Raw genomic sequence first — 19,938 nt, forward strand, 5'->3', positions numbered from 1 at the left:
GAGGTCATGGCGGGGGAAAGATTTGTCTCCCGCGCCATTTGTTCCCTAAGCTTGCGCACCATTGCTTCGACGTCGATGTTGTCGATGGTCACCAGTTTGTTCCCATGTCGTTGTCCATATGAACAGTTTATCACGGTTTTTTATGAGGAAATTTCCGGCCTTGGAAGACCGTATGTGGCGAAATCGCGTTTCGGGTATAGCCCCCCCTGCACGCCACATTAATCAGGGCGAATAGCGCCTCTCAGGATTGCCTGTGAGGGAAAACACAGGGATACTCTCTACGAAGTCAGCAAAACATTTTCAGACCAAAAAGGCTGTCAAGTCTTATTTGCGGCAGGGTGCTGAATAGTTACAAATCCTGCACCTCTTTGGGGGCCTCACGCCAATAGCGTTGTGGCTCTTTGTCCCAGGCTTTCAGGTCGGCACAGAGAATGACCAGCAGGGAGGCGTCTGTGACCTGGGCCTGATCCCAGGCAACGTTGCGGATTTTTTGACGCAGTTCAGGGTTTCGAACCAACACAAACCGCCAGTGTTGGATGTTGAAGGCGGTGGGGGAGAGAATGGCCAGATTGAGGAGTTGATCGATCTGGGCCGGGCTCATCTGGTGCTGGGGGTCGAAATGTTTGACTGCACGCCGGGTCGCTATGGCTTCCAAGGTATCCATGTCACGCTCCTGGATAAGGGTCCATGAAGGGGGGCTTGCCGGGTCGAGACGACCCAACTCAAGCTTAGCCCAGGCTGGCAGTGGTTTGAAAGAGGCGGTGAGAGGGGGGAGGCGTAAAAAAATTCTCAATGTTGTTTATTCCGTCAGTTTTTTTATTGACCTGGAGTGGACGTTTGGTGGATCATTTTTGACATTATCCTGCATCCATTTCAGCCCGCCCGGGCGTTTTTTCAATTTTTCTCAGTTAATCCGTACGGGAGATTATGGATGGTCGGAAAAATCATTTCCGGTGGGCAAACAGGTGTGGATCGGGCAGCTTTGGATTTTGCCCTGGAGAGTGGCATTCCCTGTGGGGGGTGGTGTCCCAGAGGACGACGGGCTGAGGATGGGCCGATACCGGAGGCTTATCCCCTGAAGGAGACCCCCGCTCCCGTCTATCCCCAGCGTACCGCCTGGAACGTGCGGGATTCCGACGGCACCTTGATCTTGACCCGGGGCGGTCTCAGTGGCGGGACGGCGCTCACGGAAAAGAAGGCCAAGGCCATCGGTATGCCCCACTGGATCGTGGATATGGATGGTGAGGCTGATATCGTTGGCACCCGAGCCTGGTTACGGCAAAACAGGGTCGAGGTGTTGAACGTGGCGGGCCCCCGGGAGAGCGAAAATCTGGGTATCCACGATCAGGCTCTGGCCTTTTTGCGAGCCCTACGCCCTGAAAGCGTTGTGCACACCGTGGTTGAATAGATCCAGAAAAGCCCTCTTGGTGTTTTTTCCATTTGTTGCCGTCAGGTCAACGATCTGATCAAGCTCTCCCTTTTGGCACCCTCTCCCTTTCAGGCGTGGGCCACTCCGGGTTTTGCCTGCGTTGTGGCCCACGCTTGAATTTTCCTTTGTTGTGACCCATGCCAAGCTCTATTTTTGTTGTAGTCCACCCTTGGCCGAGCTTGGGTTTCCGGGTTCTCTTCCCCTAAGAATTGGGTAAAACTTTCTTGAAAGGCTTTACCGTCACCCGGGCATAGACCCCTGCGGCGACATAGGGATCGGCATCCGCCCAGGCTTGGGCGGCGGCCAGGGAGTCGAAACGTGCGATCACCAGGCTGCCGGTAAAACCAGCTTCCCCGGGATTGTCGCTATCGATGGCGGGCAAAGGGCCTGCTACCAGAAGGCGTTGTTCCTGGTCCAAAGCAGTCAAACGGGCCAGATGGGCTGGGCGGGCTGACTGGCGCAGGGGCAGGCTTTTTTCCACATCCTCACTGATGATGGCGTAATACATGGTCGATCAACTCCCTGGGTGGTCGTGGTGTAAGCGGGTTTTGGCAGATCGCGGGGAATGATATAGTGTCGGGTTTGGGGTGGAAACCATTATTTGCGGCCAGGGTTACCTGATTTGGTTGCAGTTGGTGATGCCTGTTGGTTTCAGTTGGGGATGGGATCAAGATAATCATGCCGACCCGGGCCGGGCTTAAGGGCTGGCTTGAGGGATCCAACGGAGAACAGATTGATGGAAGAAAAAAGTGAAAAGGTGTTCGATGCCATCCAGGAGAAGCTGGTTCTCCTAAGGGGGCATCTTTGACTACGACAATGGCAAAAAACGCCTGGAGGAGCTGAATGCCCTCAGCGAAGATCCCGATCTATGGGCCAATCCTGATCGAGCCCGGGATATGATGCGGGAAAAGAGCCTGCTGGAAAAATCCATTGGCGAGTGGGATGCGCTCTCGGCTGAAGTGACCGATGGCCAGGAAATGTTGGCCCTGGCCGGTGAAGAAGAGGATGAGGAGGTGCTGGCTGAGGTGCGGGATCAGGCCAATGCCCTCTTGAGCCGGGTGGAGGCCCTGGAGCTACAGCGCATGCTGTCAGGGGAGGTGGATGCCAATAACGCCTTTTTTGAGATTCATCCCGGGGCTGGAGGCACCGAATCCCAGGACTGGGCGGAAATGCTGCTGCGGATGTATCTGCGCTATTGTGAAAGTCACGGCTACAAGACCGAGGTGGTGGATTATCAACCAGGGGATGAAGCTGGCTGCAAGTCGGTGAGTGTGCGGGTGGAAGGGGATTTTGCCTACGGTTATCTCAAGACCGAGGGGGGCATTCACCGCTTGGTGCGCATCAGCCCGTTTGACGCCTCAGCCCGGCGCCACACCTCTTTCAGCTCGGTTTATGTCTATCCGGAAATCGATGATTCCATCGAAGTGGAAATCGACGATAAGGATCTGCGCATCGATACCTACCGGGCTTCGGGCGCAGGGGGGCAGCACGTCAATAAAACCTCCTCCGCCATCCGCATCACCCACCACCCCACAGGGATTGTGGTGCAGTGCCAGAGTGGCCGCTCCCAGCATCGCAACAAGGAAGAGGCCATGCGGATGTTGACGGCTCGCCTCTACCAGTTGGAGCTGGATAAGCGGGCTGAAGACGCCAAGGCGTTGAACGACGCCAAAACCGATATCGGCTGGGGACATCAGATCCGCTCCTATGTGCTCCACCCCTACCGGATGGTCAAGGATGTGCGTACCGGGGTGGAAAAGAGCAATGCCGACGCCGTGTTGGACGGCGACCTGGACGAATTTATCAAGGCGGCTCTGGCTGACCGGATTGGCGAATAAACCGGTCGGATCGACGGCTTGGGGGGAAGCCGTCGTGGGCCGATCAGGGAAAATGGATCCGGATGAGAGGCGTTTTGAGCCTCCCATGCTGCTTCGGATTGAAACCCCTGCCCGGATTCAAAAGCACGATTCCAGGGGAGCCCGAACACCCAGGAACCCATCGAACCTGATTTTTTTATGCCGCAACGTGGCTCGGGTCCACACCGGCAAACCGCTTATGGAAGAGATTCATGGCCAAGGAAGAAAACCCCCAAATCGCCGCCCGCAAAGTGAAGCTCGATGCCTTGAAGGAAGCAGGCGTCAACCCTTATCCCAACAATTTTAAACCAGCCAACCCCCTGGGCGGTATCACCGAAAAACACGATCATCTCCAAGAGGAAGCCGCCCTGGCCGATGTGCGGGTCAAATCCGCCGGGCGGATCATGCTTTTGCGCCATATGGGCAAGCTGACCTTTGCCCACATCGAAGATGAGAGTGGCCGGATGCAGATCGCGGTGATGCGGGATCTGGTGGGAGCTGATCTCTATCGTACGGTGTTTCGCAAGATCGAGGTGGGAGATATTCTGGGGGTTGAAGGGTTTCTGTTTCGAACCCGTACCGGCGAGTTGACCATTCGGGTGGAGCGGTTTCAACTGCTCTCCAAGGCTGTGCGTCCCCTGCCGGAAAAGTGGCACGGCCTGGAGGATCTGGAGACCCGCTATCGCCAGCGGTATGTCGATCTGATCGTCAATCCCGGCGTTCGGGATCTCTTTCGGGTGCGCTCCAGGGTGATTCACCTGATCCGGGAATTTTTGGTGGAGCGGGATTTTTTGGAGGTGGAAACCCCCATGATGCATCCCATCCCCGGAGGAGCGGTGGCCCGGCCCTTTGTCACCCACCACAACGCTTTGGATGTGGATCTCTATCTGCGTATCGCCCCGGAGCTGTATCTCAAGCGGCTCATTGTCGGCGGTTTTGAGCGGGTGTTCGAGATCAACCGCAACTTTCGCAACGAAGGGCTCTCCGTTCGCCACAATCCCGAATTCACCATGATCGAATTTTATCAGGCCTATGCCGACTATCGGGATCTGATGGATTTGACCGAATCGATGCTGGTTTCCATCGTGCGGGCAGTGAAAGATGGGGCGAGTCAGGTGACCCATCAGGGGCGGGAGATCGATTTTTCGCCCCCCTGGCCCCGTTTGACCCTCTCTGAAGCCCTGGTGCAGCGGGCTGGGGCTGATCCGGAGCGGGTGGGGGAGCGGGATTATCTGCTGGCCTTTCTCAAGGAAAAAGGGGTATCGGTAGATCCCGCCTGGGACGATGGCAAGCTGCTTCTGGAGGCGTTTGAGGCGTTGGTGGAGTCTGACCTGATCCAGCCCACCTTCATTATCGACTATCCGGTTTCGGTCTCCCCTCTTTCCCGGCGTTCCGACAGTCGGCCGGAGGTGGCGGAGCGGTTTGAACTGTTCATCGGCGGCTGGGAAATCGCCAACGCCTTTTCGGAGTTGAACGACCCTGCCGATCAGGCCGAGCGGTTTCAAAAGCAGGTGGAAGCCAAGGATTCGGGGGATGTGGAGGCGATGCACTATGATGCCGACTATATCCGCGCCTTGGAGTATGGCATGCCGCCGACCGGGGGGGAGGGGATCGGTATTGACCGCCTGGTGATGCTCCTGACCGATTCTGCGGCGATCCGGGATGTGCTGCTCTTTCCCCAGCTGAAACCCGAGGTGGTTGATACCAGGCAGGCCGATGCCAAGGAAGCTGGTAAATCCTGAGGGGTTTGGCGGTTGGTTTTTTCAGCGCATGATTTATCCTCTTGGGTGATGGGCGGTTTTGGTGGTTTTTCAGGGGGGAGCCGTTTTGGTGGATCTGGTGGATCTAGTGGCAAACAGTCGAGGTGTGATCGATATCGAAAGGTGTGTTCGAATCGGTCAGGAAGAGAGCGGGTGTGCTCAAAGAGCGCTATGAATGGTTCATCGGTCTTCGCTATCTGAAGGCCAAGCGGAGCCAAAAATTTATCGGTGTCATCACCTTTCTCTCCATGGGGGGCATCGCCCTGGGGGTGGCGGCGCTGATTGTGGTCCTGGCGGTGATGACCGGATTTCGGGCAGAGCTGCAAAAGCAGATCCTGGGGGTGACCAGCCACGTGGTGGTGCAGGCCTATGGGGGCCGGATGAGTGGCTATGAAGGGGTGCTCCAGCAGGTCAAACAGAGCGATGGGGTGGTGGGGGCCTCACCCTTTATTTTGGGGCAGGCGCTTCTCTCCGCAGGGGGGCGTGCCGCAGGGGCCGTGGTGCGGGGGATTGTGCCAGCCCTGGATCGGGGAGTCTCTTCCCTGGCTAAAAATATCAAATATGGCGACGTGGCCCACATTCCCGGTTTCGGTATCGTTCTGGGTCGCCATCTGGCCTCTTCCCTCGGCGTGGGGCTGCGGGATTCGGTGACGGTGACGGTGCCGGTGGGCAATGTCACCGTGATGGGGGCCATGCCCCGGATGAAACGCTTCCGGGTGGTGGGTATCTTTGACTCCGGCATGTACGAATATGACAACACCCTGGCCTATATCCATCTACCGGACGCCCAGGCCCTTTTCCAGATGCGGGATCGGGCCACGGGGGTTGAGGTGCGGGCTGAAAGGCCGGCACTCGCCATGGGTGTTGCTGAAAATCTGCGGACAAAGCTCGGGGAGTCCTTTTGGATCCGGGATTGGATGCAGATGAATCGGAACTTTTTCAGGGCATTAAAGCTTGAAAAGGCCACCATGTTCGTTATCCTCCTCCTGGTGGTGCTGGTGGCGGCTTTCAATATTGTATCAAGTTTGATCATGGTGGTGATGGAGAAGGGCCGGGATATCGCCATACTCAAAACCATGGGGGCTTCGGAATCCGGCATCATGGCCATTTTTGTCATCAATGGCGGGGTGATCGGGCTGTTTGGCACCCTGGCGGGTTTGGGGCTGGGGCTGCTGCTCTCCTTCAACCTGGAAGCGGCATTGGGCTTTATCGAAAAACTTTTCGATATCCAGATCCTTTCGGGAGATGTCTACTATATCGACCATCTACCCAGTGTGGTGACCTTTGCCGATGTTGCTTGGGTGACGGGATTGAGCCTTGTGATCAGCCTTCTTGCAACCCTCTATCCGGCCTGGCGGGCCGCCCGGGTGGACCCGGTGGATGCCCTGCGCTATGAGTGATTCCCCTGAGATCAAGACTCCGGTAAAATCCACCGGTGGGTTGGTGGAAAATTCCCTGGACGGGCTGGAAAAAAATCCCCCTGCCAGCCGAAGCGATACTCCCCTGCTCAGGGCTCGGGGCGTGACCCGAACCTTTTTCACCCAGGCCCAGGAGGTGACGGTTCTCCAGGGGATTGATGTGGATCTCTACCGGGGAGAGATGGCGGCTCTACTGGGCATTTCCGGCTCGGGGAAGAGTACCCTGATCCAGATCCTGGGGGGATTGGACCATCCCACTTCCGGGCGTGTGGAGCTGGATGGAAAAGCGCTTTTCGATCTTTCCAGTCCCCAGCGGGCGGCACTGCGCAACCGACGTATCGGTTTTATCTATCAGTTTCATCGGTTGCTGCCGGAATTTGACGCCTTGGAAAATGTCCTGATGCCCCTCCTGATCGGTCGCATGGATCACAAAAGCGCCGCCGACCAGGCCAAACAGGCCTTGGCTGAAGTAGGGCTTGATCATCGACTCCACCACAAGCCGGGAGAGCTTTCGGGTGGGGAACAGCAGCGGGTAGCCATTGCCCGGGCCATTGTGACCAAGCCTGATCTGCTGCTGGCAGACGAGCCCACCGGTAATCTGGATCGTCAGAACGCTTTGGGGGTTTTCGACCTTCTCAAGCGTCTGAACCGGGAACGGGGTTTGACCTGCCTGATTGTGACCCATAACCATGAATTGGCAGGCGCCATTGGTCGCCGGGTACGTATTTCCGATGGCCGTCTGGTGGAAGATGTCCCAGTGGAGATGGAATCGTGAACGTGGAATTGCTCCTCAAACAGGCTCGGATTCTCATCGTCGATGATCAGTTTCCCAATGTAAAACTCCTGGAAAAGCTGCTGCGCAGTTCCGGCTACACCAACGTCACTTCCACCACCGACCCCCAGGAGGGGGTTCGGCTTTATGGGGAGCAGGGTTTCGATCTGGTGTTGCTGGATATCCGCATGCCCGTGATGGACGGTTTCGAAGTGATGGCCCGGCTGGCGGAGATCGAGAAGGAGGGTTACATTCCGGTATTGGTACTCACCGCCCAGACCGATCGGGAAACCCGGGTGCGGGCTCTGGAAGGGGGCGCCAGGGATTTTCTCACCAAACCCTTCGACCGGCTGGAGGTACTCTCCCGTATTCGCAATCTCCTGGAAGTGCGGCTTTTGCATCGGGAGGTGCGGGATCACAATCTGCAACTGGAGGAGAAGGTCCGCAAGCGTACCGAGGCGCTCTATCAGGCCCGGCTTGATCTCATCCGCCGTCTGGGTCGTGCTTCGGAATATCGGGACAACGAAACCGGCCTGCACATCATTCGCATGAGCAAATGCACCGAGGTGATCGCCCGCAACGCTGGTTGGAACAAAGCCGATAGCGAGTTGATTCTGAATGCCAGCGCCATGCACGATGTGGGTAAGCTGGGGATTCCCGACCGGGTGCTGCTCAAACCCGGCAAGCTGACGGCTGAGGAGTGGGAAGTGATGCAGTCCCATACCTCTATTGGTGCGGCTCTGTTGGCCGGTAGTGAAGATCGCCTGATGGAAACCGCTCGCCAGATCGCCATGAGCCACCACGAACGCTGGGATGGTTCGGGATATCCCTTGGGGCTTGCCGGTGAGCAGATTCCCCCCGAAGCCCGGATTGCCAGTGTTTCCGATGTGTTTGATGCCCTGCTTTCAGAGCGGCCTTATAAAAAACCCTGGACTCTGGAAGAGGCTGTGGCAGAAATCCGCGCCCAGGCTGGTCGGCAGTTCGATCCTGATTTTATCGCGAGCTTCGACAAGTCACTGCCAGAGATGCTGGAGATTCAAAAGGAATTTGCCGATCCGGGGTGAAAATCAGTTTTCAGGGGCCAAGAGAGGTGCCTGTGATCACGATCTCAGGAGGTCTGTTTCTGCCTGAGAAGTGCGTTTTTAGGAAAATATTGAGAGTGATTTGATCGCTTCCCTGCCGGGGAGGATCGACAGCATTTTTCAAGCCTCTGTGTACCAAGAATTATTGGTTATGCAAAAATTTTCAGGGGATAGTTGTCCGTGGTGAGCTTTCAGGAACAATTTCAACAGCTCAGAAGTCGTTTTGCCTCAGGCCTGCCTGGCAAGATTCAGCGGATGGTCGAGGTGGGCCATGAGCTGCAAGCGGGGGAAGCCAACGGCTCGGCGCTGGAGGAGATTCACGTCCTCTCCCATGGTCTGCTGGGAACCGCTGCCTCTTTTGACTATCCAGAAATCAGTGGCTTGATTCGACCGGTCACCCTGCTGGTTCGCAAGTGGATGGAAAATCGGGATACCCTGACCGGGGAGGCGCTGGCCTGGCTCAAAGCCCATCTGATGGAATTGGGCCGAATGGCCAAGGTGATTGCCGATGGGCGGGAAAATGCCCCCTCCCACAATCCCATCCACTATCAGATCGAGGCTTTTCATCCCAGCCGCCCGGTGCTGTTTTATTCTACCGATGACCTCTGGGCTGAAAATTTGGCCCGGGAAATTCAGAAGCGGGCCTGCTCCCCGGAGCGTTGTGACTCTTTGGAAGTGTTACATCGGCGAAGCCATGAAATTTCCCCAGTGGGTATCATTATCGACCTGGACGGGGTTGATCTGCCCGCTTTGACGGCCCTTTTTTCGCCGGATCCCCACAACCTCAAACACACCCCGGTACCCATGGCGGTGGTGGCTGATCGGGAGGATCTCGATATCCGCCTGGCTGCCGTGCGGCTGGGCTCTACCCATTTTTATCCTCGACCGGTGGATCTGCATAAGCTGGTGCGCAACATCGCCCCTTGGAGTCGGGAACCGGTGGAGCGGCCTTTTCGGGTGCTGGTGGTGGATGATGACGACGCCCTTTCGGCGCTCTATCGCACCATTCTCCAGCGTAGCGGCATGGAGGTGGCCACCCTCAATCAGCCCGCCCAGGTGCTTGAGGAGATGGCCCGGTTTGATCCGGAGTTGGTGGTGTTGGATCTCTTCATGCCAGGGTGTAACGGCATCGAGCTGGCCTGTGTGCTACGCCAGCATCCGGGGTATGCCAACCTGCCGGTTTTGTTTGTTTCCGCAGAGCAAAATTTGGGTCGTCGTCTTTCCGACCGTAATCTGGCCCACGAGGATCACCTGATCAAGCCGATCCGTCCCGCTGCACTGGTTCAGGCGGTTTTGGGCCGCATCCGCAAAAACCGCAATCGGGTTCAGGTCACCGAACACCTGCATGCATCCTTGCAGGAGTTGGAAAACATGCAGTTTGCTCTGAACCATCACGCCAGTGTCTGCGCGACCGATATTCGGGGGCGGATCACCTTCGTCAACCAGCGGTTTTGCCAGATCAGCGGCTATTCCCCTCAAGAAATCATCGGTCAGGATTTCAGCCTGCTGCGTTCGGATGATCACCCGCCGGTCTTTTTTGAGCAGATGTGGCAAACCATCAGCCAGGGGCAGGTGTGGCACGGCCAAATTCGCAACCGGTGCAAGGATCAGAGCCATTTTTGGGTGGATGGGACCATCGTGCCCTTCCTGGACGAAGCGGGTCAGCCGTTGGAATTTGTCGCTATTTTTACCGATATCAGTCGTCAAAAGCGGGCTGAGGAAGAGGCCCGGGGCATGGCGCTTTTTGCGGTGATGAACCCGGAGCCGGTGCTGCGCTTTGACCGGGAGGGGATCATCCTGGAGGTCAATCCCGCAGCAACCTCCCTGTTTGGGGTGATCGAAAAAAGCGGGCAGCACCTGGGACAGGTGGTGCCGGGGTTGGCGGGGGTGCGTCTGGATGCCCTGATCCGGGATGACCAGGAGGTGGCACTGGTGACTGAAATGGGTGGGCGCCACTATCATTTGGTGATCCATGGGGTGGGGGATATGGGGGTGGGACACCTCTATAGCCGGGACATTACCGAATGGAAAATGGCTGAGGAGACTCTGGAGGAGAACGAAAATCGCCTTCGGGCCATTGTCGCCAGCGCCCGGGAAGGGATTATCGTCACCAACGAAGAGGGGCGTATCGAGCTTTTCAATCCGGCCGCAGAATGCATCTTTGGCTTGAGTGCCCGGGAGCTTCTGGGTGAACCGACGACCCGGCTGTTCAATCTACCCCCAGGGGCGACCGAAGGGGGGTTGCCGCTGGCCTGTCTCGCCTCTGATGAGGAGGGTGAGGGGTGTGGTGGTGGCTGTGAACTGGAAGGGATTCACCAGGATGGCAGCCGGATTCCCCTGTGGTTTTCAGGGGGCTCCTTTGGCCTGGGTGGAAAACGGATGTATACCGGTGTGGTGAGTGATATCACCCCCCGTAAGCGGGTGGAGACCGAACTGCGCCTGGCCAAGGAGTCGGCGGAAAAGGCCAACCGCGCCAAATCCCTTTTTCTTTCCAGCATGAGCCACGAGTTGCGCACGCCGATGAATGCGGTGTTGGGGTTTGCGCAGTTGTTGGAGTCCGATCCCCTGGAGCCGTTGAGTGAATCCCAGTTGGAGAGTGTGGAGGAGATCATCAAGGCGGGTAACCATCTGCTCTCCCTGATCAATGAAATTCTCGATCTGGCCAAGATTGAGGCGGGGCGGGTCCAGATTACTCTGGAGGAGGTGGCCCTGCGGGATGTGGTGGAGGATTGTTTGAGCCTGGTCTCTTCCCTGGCCAATAAACGGGGTATCACCTTTTCGGTGCCGGACCCCTCTTGTCACTGTGATCGCTTCATGGTCCAGGCGGATCGAACCCGCTTAAAACAGGTGCTGCTCAATCTCCTTTCCAACGCGATTAAATATAATGAAGAGGAGGGGGGGGTCTCCATCTGCTGTGCCCGGGTTTCGGAGGCTTCGAAAGAGGGGGAGAATGCTCGGGTGCGGATTACCGTTTCGGATACGGGGCGGGGTATTCCCGCTGCCGTCATCGACCAGGTGTTCGAGCCTTTCAATCGCCTGGGGGCCGAGGAGTCTGATCTGGGGGGAACGGGGATAGGGCTCGCTATCAGCAAGCGGTTGGTGGAGCTGATGGGGGGAACCATCAATGTCGAAAGCCGGGAGGGGGAGGGGAGTACCTTCTGGATTGATCTGGTATTGTTGTTGAGTCTGGATGGCAGTGAGGATAGTGAGGATGGTGCCGGTTCGGAGAGGAAAAAGTGGGGAACCAAAAATACCTTTACGGTACTCTATGTGGAGGATAACCCGGCCAACCTGAAGCTGGTGGGGCAACTTTTAAAAAGGCGTGCCGGGGTGGAGTTGCTGGCGGCACCGGCTGCCAATCTGGGGCTCGACCTGGCCCGGGTTCGACGCCCTGATCTGATCCTTCTGGATATCAACCTTCCCGGAATGAATGGTTTTCAGGTGTTGGAGCGGCTACAAAAGGATTCCCGAACCCGACATATTCCGGTGGTGGCGTTGAGTGTACTTTCCTCTCCGTCGGAAATCCGACAAGGGATGGCCGCCGGATTTTTTCGCTATCTGACCAAACCCCTGGAGGTTTCCGAGCTGTTGGCCGCTCTGGATGATGCCGCCAAGCTCTCTGTGCGGTGAGTGGATTTGGATGTCAGCTGATTCGCGGGCTTGATCCTCTTGGAGCCCTCTTTCGGACCACCTCACTGAGAAATATACTGGATTGAACTTAAAGCCCAGCCTCCCTGTCTGATTCCGGGAGGCCTTTTGTTTCTGGAAATCTCAATGAACAGCCAACTGACCGAGTTGATTTCCGATATCATCATCTGGGCACCGGGGATCATTTTTGCCATCACCCTCCATGAGTGGGCCCACGGTTTTATGGCCGTTCGGTTCGGGGATTCAACCCCCCGGGTGATGGGGCGTTTGACCTTGAACCCCTTGCCCCACATCGATCCGGTCTGGACCATTCTGATTCCGGGTTTAATGTTGGCTACTTCTCTGCTCACTACGGGCCACCCGTTTGTGTTTGGTGGGGCCAAGCCGGTGCCGATCAATCCCCGTAATTTTCGGCGGGGATCCCTACGGATGGCGATGTTTTGGGTCTCTGTGGCGGGGCCGCTGATGAATCTGGCTCTGGCGCTTTTGTGCGCCATGCTGTTTCGGCTGGTCCTGCTCTTGCCCGATTTTTTTATGCTGCCCATGGCGCAGATGCTGTTGGCGGCGATACAGATGAACGTGTTACTGGCCGTCTTCAACATGTTACCGTTACCCCCGTTGGATGGTGGGCGGGTGGCGGTGGCGCTGTTGCCCTCCCCCTATGACCGCAAACTCGCAGGGCTTGAGCGTTATGGCCTGCCCATTATCATGATTTTGGCCTTCAGCGGTTTGTTGGGCAAAATCATCTGGCCGGTGATGGTCTCTCTGAACCGCTTTTTCATGGAGATGGCCGGGCTCCTCTGACCGCGTAAAAATAGAGATGGAACGACGCTTTGAAGGTGTGCCGTTTTTCTTGATGGATACCTCTGAAGCTTGAGTTGAAACGAAAATATTTTGTCTGATCTGAAGCCGATGACCGGCAGGTGGAACCGGCTGATCTTGTCGGTTTTACCGCCAGCTTCCCAATCGAACCTTCCGCAACACCGGAGAAATAACGTGACGACCGAAAACAGCCCTTCCCGCCCCATTGTCTTGAGCGGTGCCCAACCTACGGGGGAGTTGACCCTGGGCAACTATCTGGGGGCTCTGCGTAACTGGGTGGCGGTGCAGGAGGAGAGTGACTGCATCTTTTGTGTGGTGGATCTCCACGCCCTCACCGTGCGTCAGGATCCCGTAGAATTTCGTCGTCGCATCCACGACCTGGCCGCCCTCTATCTGGCGTGTGGCATTGATCCCCAGAAGAGCATTATTTTTATCCAGAGCCATGTGCCCGCCCATGCCGAGCTGGCCTGGCTCCTCTCCACCTTCACCCAGGTGGGGGAGTTGGAGCGGATGACGCAGTTTAAGGACAAGGCCCAGCGCCACAAGCAAAACATCAATGCCGGGCTCTTCACCTACCCGGTATTGATGGCGGCGGATATTTTGCTCTATGGCAGCCACAAGGTGCCGGTGGGGGATGATCAAAAACAGCACCTGGAGCTTTCCCGGGATATCGCCACCCGTTTTAACGGTCAATATGGCCCGGTTTTCCAGGTGCCTGACCCCATGATTCCCAAGGGGGGAGCCCGGGTGAAGGATCTCCAGGAGCCCACCAAAAAGATGTCCAAGACCGCCCCTTCGGATTTGGCCAAAGTGATGATCTTGGATGAGCCGAAAAAAATTCTGAAAAAATTCAAAAAGGCGGTCACCGACAGCGAAGGGGTGATTCGCTACGATGAGGAAAACCAACCGGGGGTAGCGAACTTGCTCAATATTTGGCGGGTGGTGTTGGATAAAAGTGAAGAGGAAGCCTTGGCTCATTTCAGCCACAATATGTATGGCAAACTGAAGGTGGAGACTGGAGAAGCGGTGATTGAGTTGCTCACCCCGGTGCGGGAGCGTTACCACGCCTTGCGGGGAGACCAGGCGGAGCTGGAACGCATTTTGGCTGATGGAGCCCAGCGGGCCGGTGCCCGGGCGGAAGCCACCATGAAAAAGGTGATGGATGCTTTGGGTCTACCCTTGGATACGAGGCGTTTCCGTGGCTGACCCGGGTTTACGGCTCCAAAAATGGCTGGCTGAAGCTGGACTCTGCTCCCGCAGGGAGGGAGAGCGGTGGATTGAGGCGGGTCGGGTATCGGTCAACGGCGAGGTGGTTTCCGGGCAGGGCAGCCGGGTGATGCCGGGGGATCGGGTGGCGGTGGATGGCCGGGTGGTGCAGCGGGCTGTCAGTCGCTATCGGGTGCTGCTCCTCAACAAGCCCACCGGTTATCTCTGTACCCGGCGGGATCCGGAGGGGCGTCCGACCATTTTTGATCTTTTTCCCAAAGGCACCGGGCGGCTGATCTCGGTGGGGCGTCTCGACTATAACTCCGAAGGGCTTCTGCTCCTCACCAACGACGGTCGTCTGGCCCATGGCCTGATGCATCCCAGCCGGGAGGTGGAGCGGGTCTATCGGGTGCGGGTTCATGGTCGGGTGGATGACGAAATGTTGGCCAGGCTGCAACAGGGGGCGCAACTGGAAGATGGCCCGACGGGACCGGTGCAGGTGGTTCTCGATCAGGTGCCGGGGGCCAACAGCTGGCTGACGATTACCCTCAAAGAGGGTCGCAACCGCATGGTGCGGCGTTTTTTTGAGGCCTTCGAGATGGAGGTGAACCGCTTGATCCGCATCTCCTATGGGGGGGTGACCCTGGGAGAGTTGGAGCGGGGTCGCTGGCGGGAGACCAATCGGGATGAGATGAAACGGTTGATGGAGGCGGCCCAGGCAGCACCCAAGGCCAAGCCCCAAATCGATGGGGACTCTCTTGCCAAGGTTGGTGGGGGGCTGGGAGATGACGGGACTTCCCCAGGTGATTCCACTTCGGATCCCGGTAAATTATCAGCGGGGGGATCCAGAGGACGCGGGGATTCGGTTAAACGTCCCTATCAGGGGCGCTCCAATACCCCCAAACCTGCTTATCAGGGCCGATCCAACACCCCCTATCCATCGGGAGATGAAACCAAAAAGCCTGATGAGGGTGCGGTGGGGATGAAGCCCCCAAAGAGAGATGGTGAGAGCAGCGGCCGGAAACCCTTTCGTAGCGGTGGTGATTCAAAACCTGCCCGTAGTGATGGCGGTAGTGGCTACTCGAAATCTTCCCGTAGCGATGGTGAGAGCAGCGGTCGGAAACCCTTCCGTAGCGGAGGAGATTCGAAACCGGCCCGTAGCGATGGTGGCAGTGGAGATCGGAAACCCTTCCGTAGCGGAGGAGATTCGAAACCGGCCCGTAGTGATGGCGGTGGTGGCTATTCGAAATCTTCCCGTAGCGATGGTGGCAGTGGAGATCGGAAACCCTTCCGTAGCGGAGGAGATTTGAAACCGGCCCGTAGTGATGGCGGTGGTGGCTATTCGAAATCTTCCCGTAGCGACGGTGGCAGTGGAGATCGGAAATCCTTCCGTAGCGGAGGAGATTCGAAACCGGCCCGTGGCGGTGGGAGTGGTTCAAAGTTTAAAAGTGGTGGTGGCTCAAAATTTAAAGAGGGTGGCCAGAAATCCAAAGGTGGAGGCTCGAAATTCAAAGGTGGCAGCGGCTCAAAATCGCCACGTCATCGAGGGAAAGGTGGTAAACCTTCCGGCCAATAAAGTCTGAGTTTGTGACAATGAAATTGATTGCCTAAAAAAAATTTGATTCAGTAAAGTTGGGTCCAGTTTGGCGCTTGAATGGGATTGGAGTTTACTTTTTCAAGGAAGGTGTTTTTTTTAGGCCGTCAGAAAGGCAATAACAAACAATAGGTTGCATTTTTTTGCCCCGCCATGTTTGAGCCGATTGGCCAACCGAAGTGTGGCTCATTTTTGGCCATTTTCTTGTTCTATCTTCCTGTTGAAACGGCCCGTTGTTACAAAACGTCATTTGACGAATCGTGACGAACGTGAATATATACGTGATTTTCCGGGGAGGGGGCCCCCGTTCCAAGGAGATGGACTTTAAATGGAATTTCGAGCGATACCGTGGGATGACCGGTTCAATGTGGATGTTGAAGTGTTGGACATGGAGCATAAAAAACTGCTCGACATGATCAACGAGCTGGGCTTGGCCATGGCCGAATCCAGAGAAATCAGAGAATTGACCAAGCTGTGGGAAGCCTTGATCGACTATACCGCTTATCACTTCAAGCGGGAGGAGACGCTGCTGGACAAGCATGGCTATCCGGGTCTTTTTCAGCACCAGGAGGTGCACCGGTTCATGCGTCGCAAGGTGCGTGTTTATCGGGAGGAGTTTTTGGTGGAAAATCCCGGCCCGGAAAAAGCCCGGGAGCTGATGGTCTTTCTGGAAGATTGGCTTTTTCTGCACATCCAGGGGATGGATAAAAAATATTGTCCCCACTTGGAAAAGTGTGGTGTGCGCTGAGTATTGAGCCTGTAAGATGGCCACAGCCTTAGCCCGGACCCTATGATGGTCCCAAACCGGATGGAGAGCAGCTGTCATGGTTCAAAAATGGATCGAGGCTTCCGCTGTCTATCTGGAACGGCGGGTGGTGGCGATCCTTTTTTTGGGATTTTCCTCCGGTCTTCCCCTGGCCCTCACCTTTGGCACCCTCTCCCTGTGGATGGCTGAATATGGGGTGAGCCGCACCACCATCGGCCTGTTTGCCCTGGCTGGCACCCCCTACACCCTGAAATTTCTCTGGTCTCCCCTGATCGATCGCATGCCTCTGCCCTTTTTGACCCGTTGGTTGGGGCGCAGGCGGGGGTGGGCGATATTTACCCAGTTGGGGTTGATCGGGTCCATCCTGGGTCTTGGTCTGACCGATCCGGCGGTGGATCCGGGACTCACCGCTCTCTTTGCCCTGCTGACCGCCTTTTGCTCCGCCAGCCAGGATATCGTGATCGATGCCTATCGGGTGGAAATATTGGAGGAGCGCCAATATGGGGCCGGGGCTGCGATGATCGTTCTGGGCTATCGCATCGGCATGTTGGTTTCGGGGGCTGGGGCGCTCTATCTGGCCACCTTTACCAGCTGGTTTGTCACCTACGCCGTCATGGCTGCTCTGATCGGGGTGGGGATGGTAACGATTTTGCTCAATCCGGAACCGGATCAAAAGCCTTCTGCCGACGCCCGGGCACAGGAAGAAAAATCAGCCGCTTGGATCAAAGGCTTTTCCGGCATGAGCGAGGGGTGGCAGCGGGCTTTTCAGTGGCTGCATGGCGCGGTGGTGAGCCCTTTTGCTGAATTCATGACCCGGCCCAGCTGGGGCATGATCCTGCTCTTTATCCTGCTCTATAAATTTGGCGATGCTCTGGCCGGGGTGATGAGCAATCCCTTTTATGTGGACCTGGCTTTCACCAAAATTGAAATTGCCAACATTTCCAAGGTATTCGGATTTGCTGCCACCCTTGTCGGCACGGTGGTGGGGGGGGTGATGGTCAATCGGATGGGGATCCTTAAGAGCCTGGTCTGGTGCGGCATTCTACAGATGCTTTCCAACCTGATGTTTGTGGTGCTGGCGATGGTGGGTCACAATCTGTCCATGCTGACACTCACGATTGCTATTGAAAATTTAAGCGGGGGCATGGGAACAGCCGCCTTCGTGGCTTATCTGTCGAGCCTCTGCAACGTCGCCTACACCGCGACCCAGTATGCGCTGCTATCGTCGTTCATGGCTTTCGGTCGCACGTTGCTGGCCTCTTCCGGTGGGTGGGTGGCGGATCATCTGGATTGGGTGGGATTTTTTCTCATCACCACAGGCGCTGCGGTCCCAGGGCTGGTGGTGCTTTGGTGGATGATACGGCGCTTTCCAGAGGATTCGGGGGAGGTGTCGCACTCTTCATCCGGATAGCTGGATGGCTGTTCATGGCTATCCTGATCTTGACTTTATTGCCACGGGTGCAGGGTGATTATCACCCTGCCGGGTGTGGGCAGCGCCCACGGTTTGTCTTTTGATCTTGTTTTTTCACCAAAGCGACCACGATGTGCCCTATTGGTTTAGAATAACCCTAATAGCCGGTAAGGGTTACTGACAGAAACAAAAAGATAAAAAGGTGGGTGTTGAATAGCATACAGGTTGGCGGATTTCTGTCAGGCCGGATCGGTCACAAGGTGGATGGGGGGAGCGGGAGGGGGAGGCTTGTCGGTATCAAAATGCCACTCCGTTTTGCCGCTGCACGCTTCAAAAGGGGTAAAGCCGAGTTGGGCATAGTGCTCTTTCACCAGGCCGTTGCGGGGGGTGGGGATGTGGCGGCCTGTGAGGCGCTTGATCCCCAGCGCTCGGGCTTGGTGCAGGAGCTGGATAAAGAGGGCTTTTTCCACCTGGCGATTGATCACCCGGCAGCTCATGAGCCAGGTGTCGATCTCCCAGTTTGTCTGTTGGCGGCGGCAGATCACCAGGCTGATCAGGCCGTTGTCGCCAAAGCGATCCGTCAGGCGCATCTGCCAGGTGGTAAAATGGGGATTTTCCATCACGGCACGAATTTCCGCTTCCGTGCGACGACGGGTGGTGAGATTAAACTGATTGGTTTTGTTGATCAGCTGGGTGATGCGCTGGATCTCCAGGGGGTTGAAGGGGGTTATCTGGGCGGACATCTGCAGGGCCTGTAAAAAATCATCCAGGGAGCGGGTGGTTTTTTGTAGAGATTGGCGCTTGAGATTGCCCTGATACTGGTGAGTGCGTTGTTGATCGTCCGCGGTGAAGGCGATCGCCTCAAAATAGCCCCCGGCGTTGATCCAGCGGGGATAGAGGGAGGCATCTTCGGGGAGTTCGGGCACCCCTACCTGGGGGAGCGCTCCGCGCACCTGGGCCCGCTCTGCGGGGTTGTCGTCGGCCAGCACCAGGGCGTCAAGACCGATGTTGAGGGTGGCGGCGATCTCTTCCAGGTTGGTGGCCTTGTCCTGCCAATTGGCCACAAAGAGGGCGATGTGCTCCTCCTTCAGGATCATCTCCGGATGGTGGCGAAAAGGCAGAAGGGCGGTCTCCTGGTCGTTTTTGGAGCAGACCGCCAGAATCACCCCCCGTCTTTGCAGGTTGAGGGCATGGCGCTGCATGGCCACAAAAGCCTCCCCCTCTGCACTTCCCTGTCCCAGCCGAATCCCTTCCAAACCATCATCCCCGATCACTCCACCCCAGAGGGTGTTGTCCAGATCCAGCACCAGACATTTGCGGCTGCGGCCCCTGATCCCGGCAATGAGCCGGGAGAGATGATCGCACGCCAGGGGAATCATCGATTGGGCAAAGGGCATTTTTCCCCAGTGCCACTGCATGGGGTCGAACCAGCTGTAGAGCCCCACCCCCTCCGCCAGGGAAGCGGTATCGAGAACAAAGCAGCCCTCGGGCGTATGGCGGGTGAGCTGCTGGTTGAAATCCTGGATTTGGCGTTGCAGGCTTGCGGGGTGGCAGGCATCGAAGCTGCCGAAGAGGGGTTCCGGCGGGGTGGGAATGGTCTCCAGAATGACCGATTTGGCTCCGTGATCGATCAAATGGTGGTGCAGGGTCTTTAGATGATTCCAAGGGGTGTCGGTGGCTGGTGCATCCGGGGTTTGTGCTGATTCCGAATTGACCGTCGCATTCTTTTCAGGTGCTGAGAGGGGATCCAAAAAGGGCAGCCCCCGGTGATCCATCTGAATATAGACCCCGTCAGCCCGGGCCTGGTTGAGGGTGGAGCTGGGATCCAAAGCCTCCTGGGCCAGCTGACCAAAACCGGAGGGGATCACCGTGAGATCAAGGCCGTAGCGCAAACCCGCCCCAGGCAGCGCCCCCGCCAATAGATTCAAGGTGGCATGACCGGTCACTCCCAGGCGGAAGGGAGTCAAGCCCTTGGGTGTGCCCTGGGCGCGCTGGCGAAGGGCTTGGAGCGTTCGGCCCAGGAGAATCAATTGGTTGAGGTCCAGGCGATGCTGGGCCAGATGAATCAGCTCACTGCCATCAATCCCTTCTCCCAGCCGCAGCGCTTTGCAGCGGGCCTGAAAATCTGGGGGAGGCTCGGGGAGCCAGGGCATCTTTGCCATCTCCATGGCCAA

15 protein-coding genes are annotated in these 19,938 nt (G+C 57.0%); 12 read left to right on the top strand and 3 right to left on the bottom strand.

Annotated features, from left to right (window positions below; all coding sequences use genetic code 11):
* Positions 1-349 precede the first annotated feature (349 nt).
* Complete coding sequence (locus HQL52_02530) at positions 350-664, bottom strand: nitroreductase family protein (protein MBF0368309.1); 315 nt, start codon at positions 662-664, stop codon at positions 350-352.
* A gap of 267 nt (positions 665-931) precedes the next feature.
* Here HQL52_02530 and HQL52_02535 point away from each other — a divergent pair, with 267 nt between their 5' ends.
* Positions 932-1,408, top strand: a complete 477-nt coding sequence (locus HQL52_02535) for a putative molybdenum carrier protein (GenBank protein ID MBF0368310.1) — start codon at positions 932-934, stop codon at positions 1,406-1,408.
* A gap of 223 nt (positions 1,409-1,631) precedes the next feature.
* Here the strand turns inward: HQL52_02535 and HQL52_02540 are convergent, their stop codons facing one another.
* Positions 1,632-1,937 (bottom strand): YciI family protein, encoded by a 306-nt coding sequence (locus HQL52_02540; protein ID MBF0368311.1) that lies wholly within the window; start codon positions 1,935-1,937, stop codon positions 1,632-1,634.
* Between the two features lie 228 nt (positions 1,938-2,165).
* On the opposite strand from HQL52_02540, the gene prfB reads away from it, so the two are divergent.
* The 11 genes from prfB (at position 2,166) to HQL52_02595 (ending at position 17,764) form a co-directional block, all read left to right on the top strand.
* Positions 2,166-3,267, top strand: a protein-coding gene (prfB, locus tag HQL52_02545) for a peptide chain release factor 2 (GenBank protein MBF0368312.1) whose coding sequence is annotated in 2 segments (ribosomal slippage) — positions 2,166-2,234 and positions 2,236-3,267 — 1,101 coding nt in all. Because the reading frame shifts where the segments join, the coding sequence is not laid out codon by codon here.
* Positions 3,268-3,497: 230 nt separating this feature from the next.
* A complete protein-coding gene (gene lysS / locus HQL52_02550; protein MBF0368313.1) occupies positions 3,498-5,027 on the top strand; it encodes a lysine--tRNA ligase in 1,530 nt (509 codons plus the stop codon).
* A 173-nt stretch (positions 5,028-5,200) separates the two neighbouring features.
* Positions 5,201-6,445, top strand: coding sequence for a lipoprotein-releasing ABC transporter permease subunit (locus HQL52_02555; GenBank protein ID MBF0368314.1), 1,245 nt, complete (start codon positions 5,201-5,203; stop codon positions 6,443-6,445).
* Positions 6,438-7,238, top strand: a complete 801-nt coding sequence (locus tag HQL52_02560; protein MBF0368315.1) for an ABC transporter ATP-binding protein — start codon at positions 6,438-6,440, stop codon at positions 7,236-7,238. The genes HQL52_02555 and HQL52_02560 overlap by 8 nt, the downstream gene beginning before the upstream one ends.
* The gene (locus HQL52_02565; protein MBF0368316.1) at positions 7,235-8,299 is read left to right on the top strand and encodes a response regulator; all 1,065 of its coding nucleotides are present in this window, start codon (positions 7,235-7,237) and stop codon (positions 8,297-8,299) included. Before HQL52_02560 ends, HQL52_02565 begins: the two co-directional genes overlap by 4 nt.
* 198 nt (positions 8,300-8,497) lie before the next feature.
* Positions 8,498-11,947, top strand: a complete 3,450-nt coding sequence (locus HQL52_02570; GenBank protein MBF0368317.1) for a response regulator — start codon at positions 8,498-8,500, stop codon at positions 11,945-11,947.
* 144 nt (positions 11,948-12,091) lie between these two features.
* Positions 12,092-12,769, top strand: coding sequence for a site-2 protease family protein (locus HQL52_02575; protein ID MBF0368318.1), 678 nt, complete (start codon positions 12,092-12,094; stop codon positions 12,767-12,769).
* Between the two features lie 108 nt (positions 12,770-12,877).
* On the top strand, positions 12,878-13,993 hold the full coding sequence (trpS, locus tag HQL52_02580; GenBank protein MBF0368319.1) for a tryptophan--tRNA ligase: 1,116 nt from the start codon (positions 12,878-12,880) through the stop codon (positions 13,991-13,993).
* Positions 13,986-15,569 carry a pseudouridine synthase gene (locus tag HQL52_02585; GenBank protein ID MBF0368320.1) on the top strand — a complete coding sequence of 528 codons (1,584 nt, stop codon included), beginning with the start codon at positions 13,986-13,988 and terminating at the stop codon, positions 15,567-15,569. Before trpS ends, HQL52_02585 begins: the two co-directional genes overlap by 8 nt.
* Before the next feature lie 346 nt (positions 15,570-15,915).
* Positions 15,916-16,335, top strand: coding sequence for a hemerythrin family protein (locus HQL52_02590; protein ID MBF0368321.1), 420 nt, complete (start codon positions 15,916-15,918; stop codon positions 16,333-16,335).
* A gap of 76 nt (positions 16,336-16,411) precedes the next feature.
* Positions 16,412-17,764: an AmpG family muropeptide MFS transporter gene (locus HQL52_02595; protein MBF0368322.1), complete on the top strand. Its 1,353-nt coding sequence runs from the start codon at positions 16,412-16,414 to the stop codon at positions 17,762-17,764.
* A gap of 239 nt (positions 17,765-18,003) precedes the next feature.
* On the opposite strand, the gene HQL52_02600 is transcribed toward HQL52_02595, so the two are convergent.
* Positions 18,004-19,932: an HAD family hydrolase gene (locus tag HQL52_02600; GenBank protein ID MBF0368323.1), complete on the bottom strand. Its 1,929-nt coding sequence runs from the start codon at positions 19,930-19,932 to the stop codon at positions 18,004-18,006.
* Positions 19,933-19,938 lie beyond the last annotated feature (6 nt).

The organism is Magnetococcales bacterium (assembly GCA_015232395.1).
Lineage (GTDB): Bacteria > Pseudomonadota > Magnetococcia > Magnetococcales > JADFZT01 > JADFZT01.